This is a genomic window from Pseudomonas fluorescens (assembly GCF_902497625.1).
Classification (GTDB): Bacteria; Pseudomonadota; Gammaproteobacteria; order Pseudomonadales; family Pseudomonadaceae; genus Aquipseudomonas; species Aquipseudomonas fluorescens_BQ.
In genome coordinates this window covers 86,042-108,254 of record NZ_CABVGX010000007.1, presented here as the reverse complement: position 1 = coordinate 108,254, position 22,213 = coordinate 86,042, and the positions used below count along the sequence as shown (strand labels likewise).

22 protein-coding genes and 4 tRNA genes are annotated in these 22,213 nt (G+C 59.0%); 21 read left to right on the top strand and 5 right to left on the bottom strand.

The features are described from left to right. Positions 1 to 46: 46 nt before the first annotated feature. Complete coding sequence (locus tag F8N12_RS06565) at positions 47 to 805, bottom strand: hypothetical protein (protein ID WP_150579728.1); 759 nt, start codon at positions 803 to 805, stop codon at positions 47 to 49. Positions 806 to 1,192: 387 nt separating this feature from the next. Here F8N12_RS06565 and F8N12_RS06560 point away from each other — a divergent pair. The 4 genes from F8N12_RS06560 (at position 1,193) to F8N12_RS06545 (ending at position 1,606) form a co-directional block, all read left to right on the top strand. Further along, positions 1,193 to 1,268 (top strand) — tRNA-Glu (locus tag F8N12_RS06560). Between the two features lie 3 nt (positions 1,269 to 1,271). Further along, positions 1,272 to 1,347, top strand: a tRNA-Gly gene (locus F8N12_RS06555). A gap of 104 nt (positions 1,348 to 1,451) precedes the next feature. Continuing rightward, positions 1,452 to 1,527, top strand: a tRNA-Glu gene (locus F8N12_RS06550). A gap of 3 nt (positions 1,528 to 1,530) precedes the next feature. Continuing rightward, a tRNA-Gly gene (locus F8N12_RS06545) sits at positions 1,531 to 1,606 on the top strand. 173 nt (positions 1,607 to 1,779) lie between these two features. Here F8N12_RS06545 and F8N12_RS06540 read toward each other — a convergent pair. Next, positions 1,780 to 2,406: an alanyl-tRNA editing protein gene (locus F8N12_RS06540; protein WP_150579727.1), complete on the bottom strand. Its 627-nt coding sequence runs from the start codon at positions 2,404 to 2,406 to the stop codon at positions 1,780 to 1,782. 89 nt (positions 2,407 to 2,495) lie between these two features. Between F8N12_RS06540 and F8N12_RS06535 the strand changes: the two genes are divergently transcribed. Continuing rightward, the gene (locus F8N12_RS06535; RefSeq protein ID WP_150579726.1) at positions 2,496 to 3,494 is read left to right on the top strand and encodes a LysR family transcriptional regulator; all 999 of its coding nucleotides are present in this window, start codon (positions 2,496 to 2,498) and stop codon (positions 3,492 to 3,494) included. Positions 3,495 to 3,591: 97 nt separating this feature from the next. Here the strand turns inward: F8N12_RS06535 and F8N12_RS06530 are convergent, their stop codons facing one another. Beyond that, a complete protein-coding gene (locus F8N12_RS06530; protein ID WP_150579725.1) occupies positions 3,592 to 3,999 on the bottom strand; it encodes a PA2817 family protein in 408 nt (135 codons plus the stop codon). 74 nt (positions 4,000 to 4,073) lie between these two features. Next, on the bottom strand, positions 4,074 to 6,521 hold the full coding sequence (locus F8N12_RS06525; RefSeq protein WP_150579724.1) for an acyl-CoA dehydrogenase: 2,448 nt from the start codon (positions 6,519 to 6,521) through the stop codon (positions 4,074 to 4,076). A 237-nt stretch (positions 6,522 to 6,758) separates the two neighbouring features. Between F8N12_RS06525 and F8N12_RS06520 the strand changes: the two genes are divergently transcribed. The 4 genes from F8N12_RS06520 (at position 6,759) to F8N12_RS06505 (ending at position 9,927) form a co-directional block, all read left to right on the top strand. Beyond that, positions 6,759 to 7,418, top strand: a complete 660-nt coding sequence (locus F8N12_RS06520) for a transglutaminase-like domain-containing protein (protein ID WP_150579723.1) — start codon at positions 6,759 to 6,761, stop codon at positions 7,416 to 7,418. 43 nt (positions 7,419 to 7,461) lie between these two features. Then, positions 7,462 to 8,085 carry a glutathione S-transferase family protein gene (locus F8N12_RS06515; protein ID WP_150579722.1) on the top strand — a complete coding sequence of 208 codons (624 nt, stop codon included), beginning with the start codon at positions 7,462 to 7,464 and terminating at the stop codon, positions 8,083 to 8,085. A 133-nt stretch (positions 8,086 to 8,218) separates the two neighbouring features. Continuing rightward, complete coding sequence (locus tag F8N12_RS06510; protein ID WP_150579721.1) at positions 8,219 to 9,151, top strand: ABC transporter ATP-binding protein; 933 nt, start codon at positions 8,219 to 8,221, stop codon at positions 9,149 to 9,151. Then, positions 9,148 to 9,927: an ABC transporter permease gene (locus F8N12_RS06505; RefSeq protein WP_150579720.1), complete on the top strand. Its 780-nt coding sequence runs from the start codon at positions 9,148 to 9,150 to the stop codon at positions 9,925 to 9,927. The genes F8N12_RS06510 and F8N12_RS06505 overlap by 4 nt, the downstream gene beginning before the upstream one ends. Positions 9,928 to 9,988: 61 nt before the next feature. Here the strand turns inward: F8N12_RS06505 and F8N12_RS06500 are convergent, their stop codons facing one another. Then, positions 9,989 to 10,507 carry a DUF2062 domain-containing protein gene (locus F8N12_RS06500; RefSeq protein ID WP_150579719.1) on the bottom strand — a complete coding sequence of 173 codons (519 nt, stop codon included), beginning with the start codon at positions 10,505 to 10,507 and terminating at the stop codon, positions 9,989 to 9,991. Between the two features lie 136 nt (positions 10,508 to 10,643). Here F8N12_RS06500 and F8N12_RS06495 point away from each other — a divergent pair, with 136 nt between their 5' ends. From F8N12_RS06495 to F8N12_RS06440, 12 genes are all read left to right on the top strand, one after another. Further along, positions 10,644 to 12,878, top strand: coding sequence for a DNA internalization-related competence protein ComEC/Rec2 (locus F8N12_RS06495; protein WP_150579718.1), 2,235 nt, complete (start codon positions 10,644 to 10,646; stop codon positions 12,876 to 12,878). A 98-nt stretch (positions 12,879 to 12,976) separates the two neighbouring features. Further along, positions 12,977 to 13,612, top strand: coding sequence for a MotA/TolQ/ExbB proton channel family protein (locus F8N12_RS06490; protein ID WP_191623121.1), 636 nt, complete (start codon positions 12,977 to 12,979; stop codon positions 13,610 to 13,612). Beyond that, a complete protein-coding gene (locus F8N12_RS06485) occupies positions 13,609 to 14,040 on the top strand; it encodes an ExbD/TolR family protein (RefSeq protein ID WP_150579717.1) in 432 nt (143 codons plus the stop codon). The genes F8N12_RS06490 and F8N12_RS06485 overlap by 4 nt, the downstream gene beginning before the upstream one ends. Then, complete coding sequence (lpxK, locus tag F8N12_RS06480) at positions 14,040 to 15,050, top strand: tetraacyldisaccharide 4'-kinase (RefSeq protein ID WP_150579716.1); 1,011 nt, start codon at positions 14,040 to 14,042, stop codon at positions 15,048 to 15,050. Before F8N12_RS06485 ends, lpxK begins: the two co-directional genes overlap by 1 nt. A 25-nt stretch (positions 15,051 to 15,075) precedes the next feature. After that, positions 15,076 to 15,261 carry a Trm112 family protein gene (locus F8N12_RS06475; protein WP_007945752.1) on the top strand — a complete coding sequence of 62 codons (186 nt, stop codon included), beginning with the start codon at positions 15,076 to 15,078 and terminating at the stop codon, positions 15,259 to 15,261. Next, a complete protein-coding gene (gene kdsB / locus F8N12_RS06470; protein WP_150579715.1) occupies positions 15,258 to 16,022 on the top strand; it encodes a 3-deoxy-manno-octulosonate cytidylyltransferase in 765 nt (254 codons plus the stop codon). The genes F8N12_RS06475 and kdsB overlap by 4 nt, the downstream gene beginning before the upstream one ends. After that, a complete protein-coding gene (locus F8N12_RS06465) occupies positions 16,022 to 16,486 on the top strand; it encodes a low molecular weight protein-tyrosine-phosphatase (protein ID WP_150579714.1) in 465 nt (154 codons plus the stop codon). Before kdsB ends, F8N12_RS06465 begins: the two co-directional genes overlap by 1 nt. Beyond that, entirely contained in the window at positions 16,483 to 17,502 is a 1,020-nt protein-coding gene (gene murB, locus F8N12_RS06460; protein ID WP_150579713.1) for a UDP-N-acetylmuramate dehydrogenase, read from the top strand. Before F8N12_RS06465 ends, murB begins: the two co-directional genes overlap by 4 nt. Before the next feature lie 317 nt (positions 17,503 to 17,819). Further along, on the top strand, positions 17,820 to 18,290 hold the full coding sequence (locus F8N12_RS06455) for a (2Fe-2S)-binding protein (protein WP_150579712.1): 471 nt from the start codon (positions 17,820 to 17,822) through the stop codon (positions 18,288 to 18,290). After that, positions 18,287 to 20,608 (top strand): xanthine dehydrogenase family protein molybdopterin-binding subunit, encoded by a 2,322-nt coding sequence (locus tag F8N12_RS06450; RefSeq protein ID WP_150579711.1) that lies wholly within the window; start codon positions 18,287 to 18,289, stop codon positions 20,606 to 20,608. Before F8N12_RS06455 ends, F8N12_RS06450 begins: the two co-directional genes overlap by 4 nt. Continuing rightward, positions 20,608 to 21,591: an XdhC family protein gene (locus F8N12_RS06445; RefSeq protein WP_150579710.1), complete on the top strand. Its 984-nt coding sequence runs from the start codon at positions 20,608 to 20,610 to the stop codon at positions 21,589 to 21,591. Before F8N12_RS06450 ends, F8N12_RS06445 begins: the two co-directional genes overlap by 1 nt. Next, positions 21,588 to 22,184, top strand: coding sequence for an NTP transferase domain-containing protein (locus F8N12_RS06440; RefSeq protein WP_150579709.1), 597 nt, complete (start codon positions 21,588 to 21,590; stop codon positions 22,182 to 22,184). Before F8N12_RS06445 ends, F8N12_RS06440 begins: the two co-directional genes overlap by 4 nt. Positions 22,185 to 22,213: the final 29 nt, after the last annotated feature.

The window sequence follows — 22,213 nt, the reverse complement described above, 5'->3', positions numbered from 1 at the left end:
CAGAAAAAAGCCACCGGTTCAGGTGGCTTTTCTCATAAGTCGCAAATCAGTCGTAGATCGCTTTCTTCTTCCAGTCCGCATCAACGTCGGCCTCTTTGAGGCCCTCGGTGAGTTGGTTCACTTCTCCTTCAACCGGTGCAATGTCGTCCATCACTTGCGCGTTGGCGCGCGCGAGGAGTTTCTCCAGATACTCCAGCTGTTCGGTGTAGAGTTGCGGCTCCTGTTGCTTGCGCAGGTACTGCACGCCACGTTCGAATGCCAGGCGCGCCTGGCCAGGCTGGTCGTGTTGCAGGCACTGCTGACCGAGGTTGTTGAAAAACTCGATATGCAGCAGGACCAGGATGTGCCGGACTTCGCGGACCCAGCGTTTGGCTTCGTTGGCCGGCAAAAAACCATCGTGTGCGGCGCGGGTAATCTGGCCGTGGAGCGCTTCCAGAAGGAAGCGCACGTCTTTGGCTTTGGCTTCTGTCTGAATCGGCGACGGGGGATTGTTGACCGCAATCGACTCTCCCTGGGCAACCAGCGCATTCAGCTCGCTGATTCTCTCCTTGAGGTTGGCGCTGGATTTTTCCAGATTCAACAGGCGTTGACAGACGTTCAGTTCCAGGCGGGTCAACAAGAGCTTGAGGGCCGGTGTCATCAACTGGCCGGGGAAGGTTTCGGTGATTTCCCCGCAGCGGCGCAAGCGGTCATTGAGTTCGACTTTGGTACGGGCCTTTTCCAGCTTATTGTTTTCCACCACATGGTTCATGTAGCCAATGGCAATCAATAGCGCGATCCCGGCTACGACTAGCAGGGTGATCATGAGTGGTGTCACCGGTAAGACCTCTTCATAGGATTCGCGTGCGAGTGTAGTGACTCGGCTTTGGCCCGCATAGGACCGCTCGGCGAGTCAAACCGGCGGTTACACTTGTATCGGCCGATGCAGGGCTTATATAAGCACTGGTTAAAAATTGCATTTTGCCATTATCTAGAGCTCACGGACTATAACGCCTTGGCAGTCGCCAGAATATAGGCGCCAACCAAGGGTTGTGGCAAAACCCGTATTGATGACCCAAAGATGGGCGAAGTCATTGATTTAAATAAATTTATATCTGGGGGTTGACGACCCTTCAATCCATCCATAGAATGCGCGCCACTTACAGCGTAAAGCACACAGCAGAACGCGGTAGGTAGTGAATGTTGTACGTGTGTCCCCTTCGTCTAGTGGCCTAGGACACCGCCCTTTCACGGCGGTAACAGGGGTTCGAGTCCCCTAGGGGACGCCATTTGCGGGAATAGCTCAGTTGGTAGAGCACGACCTTGCCAAGGTCGGGGTCGCGAGTTCGAGTCTCGTTTCCCGCTCCAATTTTAAACAGCGTTGCCTTAGGGCAGAGCTGAGTGAAACCAGAACCAATTCTTCGGAGGCGGATCTGGGCACCGAAACACACACCATGTGTTCCGGGCAGCGTGTCCCCTTCGTCTAGTGGCCTAGGACACCGCCCTTTCACGGCGGTAACAGGGGTTCGAGTCCCCTAGGGGACGCCATTTGCGGGAATAGCTCAGTTGGTAGAGCACGACCTTGCCAAGGTCGGGGTCGCGAGTTCGAGTCTCGTTTCCCGCTCCATTTTCACAAAAACGCCGCTCATTGAGCGGCGTTTTTGTTTGCCCGCAATTTCACCGCTGCCGCGCAAAAGGCTCGCCAGATGGCCTGCGCGGGCCTTTTAAATCGATGCCAGGCATTGAGAATGCGGACTCCTTGCGCATCAGGCAATGACGGTCGCAGCATCGGTCAACTGTTCAGTCCACGCTGTAGTGAACGGACAGGGTTCCTTTCTTAAGCGATATGGAATCGACAGTCACCGCGCGCAATTCCTTCAGGTTGCGTACGTGGGTGCCGCCGCAGCCATAGGCCGGCAGGTCGCCGAAACTGATTTCCCGAGCGCCTTCTCGCAGCGAGATCAAGCGCGGCAAATCATCGGCCAGCCATTGATCAATTCCCTGCTGAACAGCAGGCAGGTCGACATCCTGCGCGTAATCCATGGGTTTGAATTGCACCCGCCCCTCACCTGGCCAGTGATGCGCTTTGACCGGCATCCAGCCCATCGCCTGTACAAAATGGCCGATCAAGTGGCCGGCGGAGTGCATTCGCGTATTGAACTGGCGACGCTGCTCATCGATGCGGATAAACGTCATGCCGATTGCCACCGGTCGGTCAACGACATGAATGATCCGGTCCGGCTCCTGAAGCACGCGCAGCACCTGGCTTTCGCCGATCCAGCCGACGTCGCAAGGTTGCCCGCCGCCTTGGGGGTGGAAAAGGGTCGCGCGCAACTCCACCGCAAACGCGTTCTCGTAGGGCGTGCATCCCAGGACTTCCACATTGCCTTTGAGGTTGTCACTGTGGAAAAACAGGCGAAGCGTCATATCCCATGCCCTTATTAAAATTCTTATTACATTATATGAAGGGCGAATTTGCGTGATAATCCGTTCAAACTTCAAAGGAATGTTGCGTTGTGAGCACAAATCTTCCACTTCCCCTGATGGGGGAAATGGCTATTTTCGTCAGGGTGGTCGAGACCGGCAGTTTTTCCGAAGCGTCCCGCCAGCTCGGCTGTTCGCCGTCAGCCGTCAGCCGCAGTATTACCAAGCTGGAGAAGGCGCTTGCGATACGCTTGCTCAAACGCACCACGCGCAAATTGCGCCTGAGCGATGCTGGCGTAGAGGTATTTCAGCGTTGCCAGGAGATGGTCAGCGCAGCCAGGTCGGTGATGGAAATCAGCGGTCAGTTCACTGAAGAAGCGCAAGGGTTGGTTCGTATAAGCGTCCCGAAGGCCGTGGGGCGATTTGTGCTCCATCCGCACATGCCGGAGTTTTTGCGGCGTTATCCCAAAGTCGATGTGGAACTGGTGCTCGAAGACCGCCAGGTCGATTTGATCGATGACAATGTTGACCTGGCGATTCGCATTACCGATCGTCCACCTGTTGGTCTGGTTGGACGTCAGTTGCTGACTATTGATCACATGCTCTGCGCGTCACCGCAATACCTGGCGGAGCACGGTAACCCGGCCCACCCGCATGATTTGCACAAGCACAGTTGCATTTATCTTGGCGAGATGCCGAGTGATGCGCGCTGGAAATTCAAAAAGGGCGTCAAGGCGGTGACCGTGGGCGTGCGGGGACGTTATGCAGCCAATCACACCGGGGTGCGATTGGACGCGGTGTTGCAGCATATCGGCATTGGGAGCCTGCCGTACTTCACCGCACGTTATGCGCTGGAGCAAGGATTGATTGTCCAGGTGTTACCGGACTGGAGGTTTCAGGCGTCTTCCTATCAAGGTGGTGCGTGGTTATTGCACTCTCCTACGCGATACATGCCGCCGAAATTACGCGTGTTAATCGATTACCTGGTGCAGTGCATGGAGAAAGAGCCGACGTTGAGCAAGGCCGGGGCGGGCGTTTCAAGCCAGCTGGCGACGGAGTATGAGTTCCCTGAGCGTGACCGGTTGCGTTGACTGGCCCTTCGCTGAAAGTGCCGTCAAGTCCAGCCTGTGAGCTGGCAGAAAAAAGCCCGCATGAGCAGTCATGCGGGCTTTTCATTGCGGATAGGGATCAGTGTTTGCTGTCGTCGTCCGACATCGCCAGCAGCTGTTTTTCCTGATTCCAGTCGAACGGTTCGTCGTTCTGTTCAGCTTCGAAACGACGCTCTTCCAGTGCCTGATACAGAGCGATTTCCTCATCAGGCATGTAGTGAAGGCAGTCGCCGGCGAAATACCACAGCAAATCGCGCGGAACCAGATGGGCGATTTGCGGATAACGGGTAATTACCTGGCACAGGATATCCTGACCCAGGTATTGGCTTTCGATCGGATCGACCGGAAGCAAGGCACGCAATTCGTCGAAGCGCTCCAGAAACAAGGCATGGCTTTCTTCGGGCACCTGATCGGCTTCACCTACGGCGACCAGGATGCTGCGCAGGTGGTCGAGCAAAACGAGATGATCGGCAACGATGTTGGACACGAGATAAGTCCTCAAGAGCAAAACGGGCGCGGGAGTATAAAGCTCCGGCGCCCTTTTTTACATGGTGGGTGGGATCAGCGGACTTTGCCTTCCGCCAGTGCCAGCTCCTCTTTATCGAAATCATCGACATCGATGACCTTGCGGCGTGCCGCTTCGGCATTGCGCAAAGTCTGCGCTTCGACCGGTTGCAATACGCCAGCCTCGAGCGCTGCATCGATGGCATGCTCGCCAGCAGTGGGTTTGACCTGACCACTTTTGAGCGCCACATGCAGCTTTTTCTGCAAGGGCTGGGCGGCGTTCAATTGATTGCACGCATGTTGCAGGGCGCCAACGGCGTCATCCGCTGATTGCGGACGGTAGCAACCGCCAAGCAATTCCTCGAGGGTCGGGTCGCCTTTGGCGCGACCGATAACCGCCGCCACTTCTGCACCGAGTTTGTCCGACGGGCCTTTGTGGCGACGACCGAACGGAAACACGATCACTCGCAACAGACAACCCAGCAACTTGCTCGGGAAGTTCGTCAGCAGCTCGTCCAGTGCGCGCTCCGCCTGACCCAGGCTTTCCTCCATGGCCCAAGTGAACAGCGGCGCCATGTGCTCCGGAGAATCAAGGTCGTGGTAACGCTTGAGCGCAGCAGACGCGAGGTACATGTTGCTGAGTACATCGCCCAGACGGGCTGACAGACGCTCACGGCGTTTCAGTTCACCACCGAGCAGCATCATGCTCAAGTCGGCGAGCATGGCGAATGCTGCAGCCTGACGATTTAGCGCCCGGAAGTATCCTTGGCTGAGCGTGTTGCCAGGTGCGTGTTCGAAATGCCCGAAACCAAGATTCAGCACCAGCGTGCTGGCGGCATTGCTGACAGCGAATCCGATGTGCTTGAGCAACAGCCCATCGAACTCGACGAGTGCTTGATCCTTGTCTTGACGACCGGCCAGCGCCATTTCCTTGAGCACGAACGGATGGCAACGAATCGCGCCCTGGCCGAAGATCATCAGGTTGCGCGAGAGAATGTTGGCGCCTTCGACGGTGATGAAAATTGGCGCGCCGTTCCAGCTGCGGCCCAGGTAATTGTTGGGTCCCATGATGATCGCCTTGCCGCCATGGACATCCATTGCGTGGCTGATGCATTCGCGGCCGCGTTCGGTCAGGTGATACTTGAGTATTGCTGACAGCACCGACGGTTTCTCACCGAGATCGACCGCATTGGCAGTCAGCATCCGCGCCGCGTCCATCATCCAGGCATTGCCGCCGATACGCGCCATGGCTTCCTGAATGCCTTCGAATGCGGACAACGGGACGTTGAACTGCTCACGAATCTGCGCGTATTGGCCGGTCACCAGGCTGGTGAACTTCGCCGCGCCCGTGCCCACCGCCGGCAACGAAATCGAGCGCCCGACAGACAGGCAATTCATCAGCATCATCCAGCCCTTGCCAAGCATTTCCTGGCCGCCGATGAGGTAGTCCAGCGGGATGAACACATCCTTGCCGGAGTTGGGGCCGTTCATGAATGCAGCGCCGAGTGGCAAATGCCTCCGGCCGATCTCAACACCGGCGGTATCCGTCGGGATCAATGCCAGACTGATGCCGAGGTCTTCCTTTTCGCCCAGCAAGTGATCAGGGTCGTAGGCCTTGAACGCCAGGCCGAGGAGGGTGGCCACCGGGCCCAGTGTGATGTAGCGTTTCTCCCAGTTCAGGCGCAGGCCGAGGGTTTCCTCGCCTTCCCATTGGCCTTTGCAAATGATCCCGGTGTCGGGCATTGCGCCGGCATCTGAGCCAGCCAATGGGCCGGTCAAGGCAAAGCACGGGATATCGTCGCCGCGAGCCAGTCGTGGCAGATAGTGGTTACGTTGCTCGTCAGTGCCGTAATGCAGCAGCAGTTCGGCCGGGCCGAGGGAATTGGGCACCATGACGGTGGAGGCCAGGTCGCCGCTGCGGGTCGCCAGTTTCATCGCCACTTGCGAGTGGGCGTAAGCGGAGAAGCCCTTACCGCCAAATTCCTTGGGAATGATCAGTGCGAAAAAACCGTTGTCCTTGATGTGAGTCCAGGCTTCGGCAGGCAGGTCCATGTCCTGACCGATCTGCCAGTCACTGACCATCGCGCATAGCTCTTCGGTCGGGCCATCGATGAAAGCCTGTTCTTCTTCGGTCAGCTGCACTTTCGGATAGGACAGCAGTTTGTCCCAATCCGGACGTCCGCTGAACAATTCGCCATCCCACCAAACCGTGCCGGCATCGATGGCATCACGTTCGGTTTGCGACATGGGCGGCAAGGTTTTCTGAAACCAGCTGAACAGCGGCGCGGTGAAATATTTTCGGCGAAGATCTGGCAGCAGCAAAGGTGCTGCCACAATCGCAATAAAAATCCAGCCAATCAGCAGTAGCCAACCCGGTGCATGGCTGAAGGCGCCCATAGCGACCAGGTAGACGGCAACGATGCACAAGGCGGGCAGCGGGGCGATGCGGCGGTGGGCCAAATACGCTATTCCGACAACCAGAACCAGTATCCACAACAGCAGCATATTTAATCCTCCGTGAATCAGAGCAAAACCAGCCCTCAGAGCGTAGACGGCATCCGTAAAACAGGGTGGTCAGAGCAGGTGATAGAAATCGTGGGAAAACCTTGATGAATGTGTGGGACTGATGACTGACCATTTCATTCACAAACCCAGCATCTATACGCTCAAGTTTGGCTGAAACGTCGTTATCTCTGTGCTGAACCTGCCGCTAGACTCGGAGTTCTACAGGAGATCGTTTGCATGCACGAGTATCTGAGTCCCGGCCGCTTCATCGATAGTGACCACCCCTCGGTGGTGGAGTTCGCCGAAAAGCATCGTGGTAACTCACGCGATCCTGTCGAGCAGGCGATCAGTCTTTATTACGCGGTGCGCGAGGCCATACGTTACAACCCTTATACCTTCAGTCGTGAACCGGACACATTACGTGGCAGTTATGCGCTTGCTGCTGGAGAGAGTTATTGCGTGCCCAAGGCAACTCTGCTTGCAGGAGCTGCGCGGCACTGCGGCATTCCAGCACGTATTGGTCTGGCGGATGTACGCAATCATCTATCGACCCCGCGTTTGCTCGAACTGCTCAGGAGTGACGTGTTCGCCATGCACGGTTATACCGAACTCTACCTGAACGACCGCTGGGTGAAGGCGACGCCGGCATTCAATAAGGGACTGTGCGAACTGTTCAACGTCGCGCCGCTGGAGTTCGACGGCATTCACGACAGCGTTTTTCATCCGTTCAACCGCGACGGCGAATTGTTGATGGAATACCTGATCGATCATGGTCAATTCACCGACGTGCCGGAAGCATTTTTTTTCGAGCACCTTCAAAAGTGCTATCCGCATCTTTTCAGCGATGAGTTACCGGTGCGTCTGGAGGACATGCAGAGTGATTTGAGTCGCGCCTGATCGGGCGTATGCTGCCTGCGCATTCATCCATAAAGAGGCGGTCATGCTGAAGATCTGGGGTCGCAAGAATTCATCGAATGTCAGAAAGACGTTGTGGGCCGCCGAGGAGCTGGGCCTCGCCTATGAGGCCATTGATGCAGGTGGCGCCTTCGGTGTGGTCGATACGCCCGAGTACCGCGCGATGAATCCAAACGGGCGCGTGCCGGTCATTGACGACGACGGATTTGTCCTGTGGGAATCCAATGCCATCGTCCGTTACCTGATGTCCAAACACGCCAATGGCACGGCCTGGTGCCCGGAGAATCCGCAAGCCCGCGCCAGTGCAGACAAGTGGATGGACTGGACCACTTCAAGTTTTGCCGGCCCGTTCCGCACTGTGTTCTGGGGCGTCTTGCGCACGCCGCAAGAGCAGCAGGACTGGCCGGTGATCAACGCCGCGATCAAGGAATGCGACGGTCTGCTGACGATGGCCGATCAAGCATTGGCCACCCGACCGTATTTGTCCGGCACCGAAATCGGCATGGGCGACATTCCTCTGGGCAGTTTCATTTATGCCTGGCTCGAGATGCCGATCGAGCGCGCGCCACAACCCCGTCTTGAAGCCTGGTATGCCCGCCTTAAACAGCGCCCGGCGTATCAGAAAGCCGTCATGACCGCGTTGACTTAATACTCACTATCGACACACTTGACTGTACTTGTGTGGCGGCGACACGCACCATTGCGCTCATGCGCCGCGGTTGCAATGCTCGCCGCCCGCCCTTATTTATTCTTTTCTTCCCTTCTTGGTGCGTAAATCCGATATGAGTTCCGCTCTGTCCATCCGGCAGCTAACCAAAACCTACGGCAACGGTTTCCAGGCCTTGAGTGGTATCGATCTGGACGTAGCCGAAGGTGACTTTTTCGCCTTGCTTGGCCCTAACGGCGCCGGCAAATCCACGACCATCGGCATTCTCTCGACCTTGGTGAACAAGACCAGCGGCACGGTGAACATCTTTGGTCACGACCTGGACAAGAACCCTGCGCAGCTCAAACGCTCCATCGGCGTGGTGCCGCAGGAATTCAATTTCAACCAGTTCGAGAAGACGTTTGACATCGTCGTGACCCAGGCCGGTTACTACGGCATCCCGCCGAAAATCGCCAAGGAGCGCGCCGAGCAGTACCTGACCCAGCTCGGATTGTGGGACAAGCGCGATGTACCTTCGCGTTCTTTGTCCGGCGGCATGAAACGTCGACTGATGATCGCCCGTGCACTGGTTCACGAACCGCGTCTGCTGATCCTCGACGAGCCGACGGCGGGTGTAGACATCGAGCTGCGGCGCTCAATGTGGACCTTCCTCACCGAGCTGAACCAGAAAGGCATCACCATCATCCTTACCACGCATTATCTGGAGGAGGCTGAGCAACTGTGCCGCAATATCGGCATCATCGACCACGGCACCATTGTCGAAAACACCAGCATGAAACAGCTGCTCGGCCAGCTGCATGTGGAAACATTTCTGCTCGACATCAAAAACACCTTGAGCGCCGCGCCGCAGTTGCTCGGTTATCCGACCAGGCTTGTCGACAGCCACACCGTGGAGGTTCAGGTCGATAAAGCCATGGGCATCACCGCGCTGTTCACGCAACTGGCGCAGCAGAACATTGAAGTGTTGAGCCTGCGTAACAAAACCAATCGCCTTGAGGAGTTGTTCGTGTCCCTGGTGGAGAAAAATCTGTCGAAGGTGGCGGTATGAGTTCCGAGCTGCAACCCAACCTCGTTGCCCTCAATACCATTGTCTACCGTGAAGTGAAGCGCTTCACCCGGATCTGGCCGCAGACCCTGCTGCCGCCGGCGATCACCATGGTTTTGTACTTCGTGATCTTCGGCAATCTGATCGGCCGGCAAATTGGTGAGATGGGTGGTTTCACCTATATGGAATACATCGTGCCTGGCCTGATCATGATGTCGGTGATCACCAACTCTTACGGCAACGTTGTCTCGAGTTTCTTCGGCAGCAAGTTCCAGCGTTCCATCGAGGAATTGATGGTGTCGCCGGTTTCGCCGCACACCATTTTGATTGGCTACACCTTGGGCGGCGTGCTGCGTGGCCTGATGGTCGGGGTCATCGTGACGCTGCTGTCGTTGTTCTTCACTGATCTGCAGGTACATCACCTGGGGGTGACCATCCTGGTGGTGGTACTGACGGCTACGATCTTCTCGCTGTTGGGATTCATCAACGCAGTGTTTGCGCGCAACTTTGACGATATCTCGATCATTCCGACCTTTGTGCTGACGCCGTTGACCTATCTGGGCGGGGTGTTTTATTCGATCTCGTTGCTGCCGCCGTTCTGGCAAACGGTGTCGCTGGCGAATCCGGTGCTGCATATGGTCAATGCTTTTCGCTATGGCATTCTCGGGGTTTCGGATATCCGGATCAGTGTGGCGATCACGTTCATGCTGGTGGCGACGGTGGCTTTGTATATCGGATGCGCGCGGCTGCTGGTGAGTGGGCGAGGAATGCGGACTTAATCCTCATTTGATCAAACGCCAAGCGAAAAAAAGGCCTCCCGTCCAGGAGGCCTTTTCGTATTCAGCGCATTCTCTTTTTCTTGCGCCTGGCCCACTGCCGGCTCACCCACCATCGCCAATACATCATCACCAGGAAGTAGGCCAGTACGCCTAGCACCAATCCCACCACCACCGACCCCAGCAAAAACGGCTGCCACAGCGTCGAAAGCTGCCCGCTGATCCATTCCCAGGTCAGCTCATCCGGCAGATGGCGCGGCGGCACATCCATCAGCCAGGCACCGGTCTGATATGTACAGAAAAAGACCGCAGGCATGGTGATCGGATTGGTCAGCCAGACCAGACTCACCGCGATTGGCATGTTGCCCCGCACGATGATCGCCAGCACCGCAGCCACCAGCATTTGCAACGGAATCGGCAGAAACGCGGCAAATAATCCTACCGCCATGGCCCGGGCGACAGAGTGTCGGTTGAGGTGCCAGAGGTTAGGGTCATGCAGCAGCGTGCCGAGAAAGCGTAAGGACTTGTGTTCCTTGATGCTGGTCGGGTCTGGCATGTAGCGTTTGAATAAGCGCCGGGGCATAGGGCTTCTCGGTCGGTTAAGGCGGCAAGTATGTCTGGATTCCGGGCGTCGCCCATTCAGACTTTGTGACAATTGATAACGACGCACGTGCCATGCGCCGACTATCACTATTGGAGGAATTCTCAAGGACGGGCGTATGCGCACAGGGATGATAGCGCTGGCGTCGGGTTTACTGACCCTGCGATTTTTGCCGGAATTACCACCGGTCTGGTTTTGGACACTGCTGCCACTGTTGGGCTTGATGGCATTGCCCTTCAAGGCCTATCCGTGTGCATTCTTCGCGTTCGGCTTCAGTTGGGCCTGCGCGAACGCGCAGTGGGCGCTGGATGATCGACTGCCGATCAGTCTTGATGGAGAAACACGCTGGGTAGAAGGGCGGGTCACCGGGTTGCCCATGACCAGTGAAGGCGTTGTGCGCTTCGAACTCGAGGATGTCCGGTCACGTCATTCTCAGGTGCCGCAACGCCTGCGCATCGCCTGGTATGCCGGGCCGCCCGTCAACAGTGGCGAACGCTGGAGGCTCGCAGTAAAACTCAAGCGACCGGCCGGTTTGCTCAATCCGCATTCATTTGATTATGAGGCCTGGTTACTCGCGCAACGCATCGGCGCGACCGGGACCGTCAAGGATGGTCAGCGAATCAGTGAAGCTCGATGGGCCTGGCGCGACGGGATTCGCCAGCGCCTGCAAGCGGTGGATGCGCAAGGCCGGAACGGGGCATTGGCCGCGCTGGTGTTGGGAGATGGCGGCGGGCTGGCTCGCGAGGATTGGCAGATACTGCAGGACACCGGCACTGTGCATCTGCTGGTGATCTCCGGTCAGCATGTCGGCATGCTGGCGGGCGTTGTCTACCTCCTGATAGCCGCAATGGCACGTTATGGGGTGTGGCCCGGCCGTTTACCGTGGCTGCCTTGGGCATGCGGCCTGGCATTTGCCGCGGCGCTGGGCTACGGCTTGCTCGCCGGCTTCGACGTGCCTGTACGTCGTGCGTGCGTGATGATCGGTCTGGTACTGTTGTGGCGCTTGCGCTTTCGTCATCTCGGCGCGTGGTGGACGCTGCTGCTGGCGCTCAATGCCGTGCTGCTGATGGATCCGCTGGCGAGTCTGCAACCGGGGTTCTGGCTATCCTTCGGCGCTGTGGCAATTTTGATATTCACTTTCGGCGGGCGCTTGGGTCCTTGGCGATGGTGGCAAACCTGGACCCGAGCGCAGTGGCTGATCGCAATCGGCCTGTGTCCGCTGCTGTTGATACTTGGCTTGCCGATCAGCGTCAGTGGCCCCCTGGCCAATCTGATCGCGGTGCCCTGGGTGAGCCTGGTGATCCTGCCTCCGGCATTGCTGGGCACATTTTTACTGCCGATTCCCTATGTCGGCGAAAGCTTGCTGTGGCTGGCGGGCGGGCTGATCGACTGGCTCTTCAAAGGTCTCGAACTGGTGGCCGGCCAGGTGCCGGCCTGGGTGCCCGCAGCCATACCGCTTTGGGTGTGGGCGATGGCAACCCTCGGCGCCCTCCTGTTACTGATGCCGCGCGGCGTACCCATGCGTCCACTGGGCTGGCCACTGCTGTTGTTGCTGGTGGTTCCACCCCGCTCGCAGGTGGATCCAGGCATCGCAGAAATCTTGCAACTGGACGTTGGCCAGGGGCTGGCGGTTCTGGTAAAGACCCGGCATCACACTATGCTCTACGACGCCGGGCCGCGCTTCGGGGATTTCGATCTGGGTGAGCGGGTGGTCCTGCCATCCTTGAGAAAACTGGACGTTAATGCCATTGACTTGATGCTCATCAGTCACGCCCACGCCGATCACGCGGGCGGCGCGCGAGCGGTCGTGGATGGAATAGCGGTTGAGCGGATTGTCAGTGGTGAACCTTTGCCTCTGCTCGGCGGGCTGCCCATTGAAGGCTGCGAAAGTGGCCGGCAATGGAGCTGGGATGGCGTCAACTTCCAACTCTGGCAATGGTCTGCGGCAAAGGACAGCAATTCTAAATCCTGTGTCTTGCAGATAGAAGCCGGCGGCGAGCGCTTGCTGCTCACCGGTGACATTGAAAACGCGGCTGAACAGGCTTTTCTCGGCAGCCCGCTCGCGGTGACCACCGATTGGCTGCAATCCCCCCATCACGGCAGCCGCACTTCGTCTTCGATGGCGCTTTTGAACGTGCTGCAACCCAGGGCGGTCCTGATCTCTCGTGGTAACGGCAACTCCTTCGGTCATCCCCATCCCACGGTGATGGCACGTTACCGCAAGCTTGGCCTGGAGGTTTACGACAGTGCCGAACAAGGCGCCATTCATCTGCAACTGGGGCGATTCGAACCACCGCTCACGATGCGTCAACAACGCCGGTTCTGGCGTGCTGCGCCGCCGCAGCCACAGTAAGCACCGGTTATCAGTGCCCGACCGGATGCAATATCCCGGTCTTCGGTGTGCTCACCCCCTATGTTAGAGTGGCGCACTTTTTCAAGGGGGCTGTCACTGTGTGGGAATTGGTCAAATCCGGCGGCTGGATGATGCTGCCGATCATTCTGAGTTCCATCGCGGCCATGGCGATCGTCGCCGAGCGCCTGTGGACCCTGCGTGCCAGTCGCGTGACCCCGGAGCATTTGCTGGGGCAGGTCTGGGTCTGGATAAAAGACAAACAGCTCAATAAAGAAAAGCTCAAGGAATTGCGCGCCCACTCGCCATTGGGCGAGATTCTCGCTGCGGGCCTGGCCAACTCCAAACACGGTCGCGAGATCATGAAGGAGTGCATCGAAGAGGCCGCAGCACGGGTCATTCACGAACTTGAGCGCTATATCAATGCCCTCGGTACCATCGCTGCCATGGCGCCCTTGCTCGGCTTGCTCGGTACGGTGCTGGGCATGATCGATATTTTCAGTGCGTTCATGGGCACGGGCATGACCACCAATGCCGCGGTATTGGCTGGTGGTATCTCCAAGGCGTTGATCACCACTGCTGCAGGCCTGATGGTCGGTATTCCTGCAGTCTTCTTCCACCGATTCCTGCAACGCCGCGTCGATGAACTGGTGGTGGGCATGGAACAGGAAGCGATCAAACTGGTGGAAGTTGTGCAGGGAGATCGTGACGTGGATCTGAGCGGGAGCAAAGCGTGAAATTCCGCCGCAAGCATCGGGAGACTGTGGATATAAACCTCGCGTCGCTGATCGACGTGGTGTTTATTCTGCTGCTGTTTTTCGTCGTGACCACAACATTTACCCGGGAAACCCAACTGCGCGTCGATCTGCCTGAAGCGGTCAGCGGTACGCCAGCCGAGGACCAGCAGGCCAAACGTCTCGATGTGGCCATCAGTGCCGAAGGTGCGTTCTCGGTGAATGACCGGGTGCTGCCCAAAAACGATCTGGCCACGCTGATGGATGCCCTGCAGAAAGAATCCGGCGGTGACACCGAAATGCCGCTGTCCATCAGCGCCGATGGCAAGACCCAGCATCAATCGGTGATCACCGCCATGGACGCCGCCGGCAAGCTCGGCTTCAGTCACTTGCGCATGACCACAGTCGAGGCGGCGCCGCCCGCACCCTGATGGCCATGTCAGATCGCTTGCTCAGCGCGTGGTATCGGGGCCATCCGGCCCTCACTCTGCTACGGCCGCTCGAGTGGTTGTACCGCCGAATAGTGAGGCACAGGCGTCAGCGCTTTCTGGCAGGCGAGGGGCATATTTATCAGCCACCGGTGCCGCTCATCGTGGTTGGTAACATTACGGTTGGCGGCACAGGCAAGACGCCGTTGATCCTGTGGATGATCCAGCACTGCCAGCGCAGCGGTTTACGTGTCGGTGTGGTCAGTCGCGGTTACGGCGCCAACCCGCCGCAACTGCCTTGGCGGGTCGAAGCCGAGCACAGCGCTGCGATCGCCGGCGACGAACCGTTGCTGATCGTGCAACGCACCGGCGTGTCGTTGATGATCGATCCCGATCGCAGCCGCGCCGTTCAGGCCTTGCTGGCAAGCGAACCGCTGGACCTGATCCTCTCCGACGATGGCATGCAGCACTACCGGCTGGCCCGCGACCTGGAACTGGTGTTGATTGATGCCGCGCGAGGTCTTGGCAATCAACGCTGCCTGCCCGCCGGCCCGTTGCGCGAGCCGGTCGAACGCCTGCAAAGCGTTGACGCCGTGCTGTACAACGGCGCCGCGGATGATCGCAATGACGGCTTCGCTTTCCAGCTGCAACCTACCGAACTGGTCAATCTGAACAGTGGTGAACGGCGTTCGCTTGATCACTTTCCACCCGGCCAGGCGCTGCATGCCGTGGCCGGAATCGGCAACCCGCAGCGTTTCTTCACGACCCTCGAAACGCTACACTGGCGGACGATCCCCCATGCGTTTGCCGATCACGCCGAATACAGCGCCCAGGCCTTGAATTTCACGCCGTCATTGCCATTGGTGATGACCGAAAAGGACGCGGTCAAGTGCCGCCCCTTTGCCGCCGCCGATTGGTGGTACCTGGCGGTCGATGCTGCGCCGTCGCCGGCCTTCGTGGCCTGGTTTGATACGCAGCTGATGCGCCTGTTGCCGGCTCGGCTTTTGCCTTAACAATGTGTTTATCCAGGGAATGCTCATGGACACCAAATTGCTCGACATCCTCGCTTGCCCCGTCTGCAAAGGCCCGCTCAAGCTCAGCGCCGACAAAACCGAGCTGATCAGCAAAGGCGCTGGTCTGGCGTACCCGATTCGCGACGGCATCCCGGTGATGCTGGAAACCGAAGCCCGCACCCTGACCACTGACGAGCGTCTGGATAAATGACCACAGCCTTTACCGTTGTCATTCCATCGCGTTACGCCTCGACCCGTCTGCCAGGCAAACCGCTGCTGCTGATCGCTGGCAAGCCGATGATCCAGCATGTCTGGGAACAGGCCCGCAAAAGCAGCGCCGAACGTGTGGTGGTTGCCACCGACGACCCGCGCATTGTCGAGGCCTGTACAGGTTTTGGCGCCGAAGTGGTACTGACCCGGGAAGATCACAATTCCGGCACTGACCGTTTGGCCGAGGTCGCCGCCAAGCTGGGTCTGGCGCCTGATGCCATTGTGGTCAACGTTCAAGGCGACGAGCCGCTGATTCCGGCCAGCGTGATCGATCAGGTCGCAGCCAACCTCGCCGTCCACACCGAAGCGCGTATGGCCACCCTGGCCGAGCCGATCGAAGACGTCGAAACCCTGTTCAACCCCAACGTGGTAAAGGTCGTCAGCGACCTCAATGGCCTGGCGCTGACGTTCAGTCGCGCAACGCTGCCATGGGCTCGGGACGCTTTCGCGAAAGATCGCGACGTGCTGCCGGAAGGCGTGCCGTATCGCCGCCACATCGGCATCTACGCCTACCGCGCCGGATTCCTCCAGGATTTCGTCAGCTGGGGTCCGTGCTGGCTGGAAAACACCGAATCGCTGGAGCAACTGCGTGCACTTTGGCACGGCGTGCGCATTCACGTGGCCGACGCATTGATCGCGCCGCCGCCCGGCGTCGACACCGTTGAAGACCTTGAACGCGTTCGTCGCCTGCTGGAGGCCTGATGCGGGTTTTGTTCGTCTGCTTGGGCAACATCTGCCGGTCGCCTACGGCCGAAGGCGTGCTGCGGCATAAATTGCGTGAAGCGGGATTGTCCGATCAGATAGAGGTCTCTTCCGCCGGCACCGGTGACTGGCACGTTGGCAAAGCGCCAGACAAGCGCAGTCAGGCCGCGGCCCGAGTGCGTGGCTATGACTTGTCGGCCCAGCGCGCCCAGCAAGTCACTCGCGCCGATTTCTCCCGCTACGATCTGATCCTCGCGATGGACAACAGCAATCTGCGCAACCTCAAGGCTTTGCAACCGGCCAAGGGCAAGGCGGAGCTGGACCTTTTCCTGCGTCGGTATCAGTCAGAGCGTGATGAAGTGCCGGATCCGTACTACGACGGCGACCACGGCTTTGAGCAAGTGCTGGACCTGATCGAGCGGGCGAGCGATTTGCTGGTGGTCGAATTGAAGGGACGTTTATGAGTTTGCAGGTGCAGCCGCAGGTATCGCTGAAACCCTTCAACAGTTTCGGCGTCGACGTGCAGGCCCGGTTGTTTGCCGAAGCCCACAGCGATGCCGACGTTCGCGAAGCACTGGCGTATGCCGCGCAACACGACATGCCGTTACTGGTGATTGGCGGTGGCAGCAACCTGTTGCTGACCGCCGACGTTCAGGCATTAGTGCTGCGCATGGCAACGCGCGGAATCCGCATCCTCAGCGACGACGGCGGCAAGGTTGTGATCGAAGCCGAAGCGGGCGAGCCGTGGCACCCGTTTGTTCAGCACACATTAAGCAAAGGGTTGTCGGGGCTGGAAAACCTCAGCCTGATTCCCGGCACCGTTGGCGCAGCGCCGATGCAGAACATCGGCGCATACGGGGTCGAGATCAAGGATGTGTTCGCCGGCCTGACCGCGCTGGATCGCCAGACCGGCGAGCTGCGCGATTTCACGTTGCAGGAATGCAATTTCGCTTACCGCGACAGCCTGTTCAAGCAAGCGCCAGGACGCTGGCTGATCTTACGGGTGCGATTCGCCTTGAACCGCGCCGCCCACTTGCATCTGGAATACGGCCCGGTGCGTCAGCGCCTGAGCGAGCAAGGCATCGAGCAGCCAACGGCCAGCGACGTCAGCCAGGCCATTTGCAGCATCCGCAGGGAAAAACTCCCGGACCCGGCGGTGCTCGGCAATGCCGGCAGCTTTTTCAAGAACCCGCTGGTGCCGGCCGCGCTGGTCACGCAGCTCAAACGCGAATACCCGGATCTGGTGGCGTATGCACAGCCGGACGGGCAGATGAAAATCGCAGCGGGCTGGCTGATCGAGCGCGCCGGCTGGAAAGGCTTTCGTGAAGCCGATGCAGGTGTGCACAAATTGCAGGCGCTGGTGCTGGTCAATTATGGCAGCGCTAGCGGTCTGCAGTTGCTTGATCTGGCCCAGCGTATTCAGAAGGACATTTTGGCGCGTTTCCATGTCGAGCTCGAAATGGAACCCAATCGGTATTAGACAAGCAGCAGTAAGCGGCAAGTATTGAACTTCAAGCGGCAAGCTACAATCACTTGAGGCTTGCAGCTTGCAGCTTGCAGCTTGCAGCTTGCACCTTGAGCTAAAAAAGCCCTGTCTCAGCAGGGCTTTTTTGTTAATGCTGGGTTAACTTAGTCCCCTAACGATGCAGTCATTTGTTGCACAAAAGGCCCGGTGTAGACGTTGCCGTCCGCACAAGAGAGCCGTATTCGCCTGAGCCGGTCTGCGTGGTGCCAATCGCAATAGCCACGCGGCAGATAGCTCGACCCCCATAACCGAAACTTGATGCGGGCGTGCCCATGATTACCCTCAAACTTAATGGCCAAGACCATCACCTGGATGTCACTGAGGACATGCCGCTGCTCTGGGCCATCCGTGATGTCGCCGGTTACAACGGCACCAAATTCGGCTGCGGCATGGGCCTGTGCGGCGCCTGCACGATTCATATCGAAGGTGCCCCGGCGCGCAGCTGCATCACGCCGATCGGCTCGGTGGTCGGCCAAAACGTCACCACCATTGATAACCTCCACGCTGACCCGGTTGGCAAAGTCGTCCAGCAAGCCTGGCTCGATACGGCGGTAGCGCAGTGCGGTTACTGCCAGGGCGGGCAAATCATGTCGGCAACGGCTTTGCTCAAAACCAACCCGAACCCCAGCGATGCGCAGATTGAAGAAGCGATGGTCGGCAACATCTGCCGTTGCGGCACCTACAACCGCATCAAGACAGCCATCCGCCAGGCCTCCACCCATTTGAAGGAGGTCAAGGCATGAGCCGCTTACCGAATGATTTCGCCCTGAGCAACCTCAGTCGCCGTGGTTTTCTCAGAGGTGTCGGCGCGACCAGCGCGCTGGTACTCGCCGCCAGTTGGGGATGGCCGGATGCATTCGCCGACGAGAAGGAAAAAAAATTTGGCGCCGACGGCATGCCCAATGGCTGGGTCGATGATCCGAAGGTGTACGTCAGCATTGCCGCTGACGGCACGGTGACCGTGGTCTGCAACCGTTCGGAAATGGGCCAGGGTGTGCGCACCAGCCTGACCATGGTCGTCGCCGATGAGCTGGACGCCGACTGGGCCTTGGTCAAGGTGCAACAGGCGCCGGGCGATGAAGTGCGCTTCGGTAACCAGGACACAGACGGTTCACGCAGCATGCGTCATTGGTACGAGCCGATGCGTCGCTGTGGTGCGGCCGCGCGGACCATGCTCGAACAGGCAGCCGCTGCGCAGTGGAAGGTTCCGGTCGGCGAATGCCGTGCGCAGTTGCATAAAGTGATCCATCAGCCTTCCGGGCGCGAATTGGGTTATGGCGAGTTGGCTGCGGCAGCAGGAGCATTGGCTGTGCCGGCCAGCAACAGCCTGCGCCTCAAGCAGCCTTCGGAATTCCGCTACATCGGCAAGGAAAGCAGCCGCGCCATCGATGGCGCCGACATCGTCAACGGCCGTGCGGTCTACGGCGCTGATGTGCATTTTGAAGGCATGCTCTACGCCGCCATTGCACGCCCGGCGGTGTACGGCGGCAAGGTCAAATCGGTGGATGACAGCGCCGCGCTGAAAGTCCCGGGCGTGCTCAAAGTCGTGCGAATCGAAGGTCGTCCGTTGCCCTCGGAGTTCCAGCCACTGGGTGGCGTGGCTGTCGTGGCGAGCAATACCTGGGCGGCGATCAAGGGCCGTGACGCGCTGAAGATCGAGTGGGACGATGGCCCCCACGCCAGTTACGACTCGGTCGCCTATCGCAAGGAACTGGAGGCTTCATCGCTCAAGCCGGGCAAAGTAGTGCGCAACACCGGCAGCATTGATGCCGCCATGAACGACGCCGACAGCACCCTCGAAGCTTCCTATTACCTGCCGCACCTGGCGCAAGCGCCGATGGAGCCGATGGTCGCTGTTGCCCGGTTCAAGGACGGTGCCTGCGAAGCCTGGGCACCCAGTCAGGCCCCGCAAGTCACCCGCGAACGCATCGGCGAACGGCTGGGTATTGCTTTCGACAAGGTCACTGTCAACGTGACGTTGCTGGGCGGCGGTTTCGGTCGCAAGTCCAAACCGGACTTCATCATTGAGGCGGCCATTCTTGCCAAGGAATTTCCGGGCAAAGCCGTACGGGTGCAGTGGACTCGCGAAGACGATATCCATTGTTCCTATTTCCACACGGTATCGGCCGAATACCTCAAAGCCAGTCTGAACAAGGACGGTCTGCCTTCCGGTTGGCTGCACCGCACGGTAGCGCCAAGCATTACGGCGCTGTTCGCGCCATGCATGAATCATGAAGCGGCGTTCGAGCTGGGCATGGGTTTCACCAACATGGCTTATGCGATCCCCAACGTGCGTCTGGAAAACCCCGAAGCCGTGGTCCACACGCGGGTCGGCTGGTATCGCTCGGTGTCGAACATTCCCCACGGTTTTGCGATTCAGAGTTTTGTCGACGAGTTGGCGCACAAGGCTGGGCAGGATCCGCTGAAGTATCAGATCAAACTCCTCGGCCCGGACCGTCAGATCGATCCGCGCACCTTGAGCGAAGAGTGGAACTACGGTGAATCGCCGGAGCGTTATCCAATCGATACCGGGCGCATGCGCGCGGTTCTGGAAACCGCAGCCAAAGCCGCCGGATGGGGACGTCAGTTGCCGAAGGGCCGCGGTCTTGGTCTGGCCGTGCATTACAGCTTCGTGACTTACGTGGCGGCGGTGATTGAAGTCGAGGTCATGGACGACGGTACGTTGGTCGTGCACAAGGCAGACATTGCGGTGGATTGCGGCCCGCAGATCAATCCGGAGCGGATCCGCTCGCAGTTCGAAGGCGCTTGCGTCATGGGCCTGGGCAACGCGGTGTTGGGGGAAATCAGCTTCAAGGACGGCAAGGTTCAGCAAGACAACTTTCACATGTACGAAGTGGCGCGGATGTCGTTGGCGCCGAAGGAAATCGCCGTGCATCTGGTGACGCCGCCAGGGGACGTGCCGTTGGGTGGCGTCGGTGAGCCCGGTGTGCCACCGATTGCGCCAGCGCTGTGCAATGCGATTTTCGCCGCGACCGGCAAGCGTATCCGCGACCTGCCAGTGCGTTATCAGCTGCAAGGCTGGCAGAAGGCTGACGCCTGATGGACAGCGTCGATCTGAACGTCCTGCGCAGCGTCCTCGAATGGCGCCGCGCCGGGAAGCGAGTGGTGTTGTACAGCGTGGTTCAGACCTGGGGCACCGCGCCTCGGGCGCCGGGTGCCATGTTGGCTCTGCGCGAGGATGGCGTAGTGATCGGCTCGGTGTCCGGTGGCTGCGTCGAGGATGATCTGATCGCCCGTCTGCATGACGGTCGCATCCCGGCCGACGGGCCGCCGGTGCAACTGATCACCTATGGCGTGACGCGCGAGGAGGCCGCACGCTTTGGTTTACCATGCGGTGGCACCCTGCGCCTGACCGAAGAGCGCGTCGGCGATCCGCAATGGGTCGCAGAATTGCTGGCGCGCTGCGAAGCGCATGAAATCGTTGCGCGTTCGCTGGACCTGGCGACGGGCGAAGTGACGCTTTCGGCTGCGGACAAGTCAGATGCGCTAAGTTTTGACGGCCATACCCTGCGCGCCATTTACGGTCCGCGCTGGCGTTTGTTGCTGATCGGCGCCGGACAGCTTTCACGCTATGTCGCAGAAATGGCCCGGTTGCTGGATTTCGAGGTATTGATCTGCGATCCCCGCACCGAATTCGTCTACGGCTGGGAAGAACAGCACGGTCGCTTTGTTTCCGGCATGCCGGACGAAGCGGTGCTCAATATTCAGACCGACGAACGTACCGCCATTGTTGCGCTAACCCACGATCCCCGACTGGATGACATGGCGCTGCTGACCGCGCTCGACTCCAGAGCTTTCTACGTGGGTGCGCTGGGATCGCGAGTCAACAGCCTGAAGCGCCGCGCCAACCTCGCCCAGCTAGGCTTGTCAGCAGAGTCCATCGAGCGCTTGCATGGCCCGATCGGTCTGCACATCGGCAGCCACACTCCGGCGGAAATCGCCTTGTCATTGCTGGCCGAAATTGTCGCGATCAAGAATGGTGTCGAACTCAAGCAGAAAAAGCCGTTGCAGGAGACCGCATGAGCGAACCCGTAGGTGTAATCGTGTTGGCGGCGGGGCAGGGTAGTCGTTATCGGCAGGTTGCCGGCTCCGAAAAGGATAAATTGCTGGCGGATTGTGCCGGCCGAGACGGTGCCGTTCGCTCTGTGATCGAGCACGTGCTGATGAGCGTGCCGGTTTCTTTGCAAGATCGGGTACTGGTGACGACTGAGGATCGCCCGCAAGTGATTCGCATGGCGCAGGCTTATGGTTTCGAGATTGTGCTGATCGAATCGACGGGCATGGGCGACAGCATCGCGGCCGGGGTGTCGGCGTCTGCTCAGCTGGGTGGCTGGTTGATCGTGTTGGGGGACATGCCGTTCGTTCTACCCTCGACGGTCGAGCGGGTGCTGGCAGGGATTGCGGATGACGCGATCTGCGTGCCGGTGTATGGCGGTGAGTTCGGGCACCCGGTGGGATTTGGGCGCGGCTTCGGTCCCGGGTTGATGGCGCTGTCTGGAGATCGCGGGGCAAGGCCATTGTTTGCGCAGGCGCGGGTGGTTGAAGTGCCAGTGGATGATCCTGGGGTGTTGTGGGATGTAGATGTGCCTGAATCACTCATCTTCAAACCTGCATAAATCCCCTGTGGGAGCGAGCCTGCTCGCGA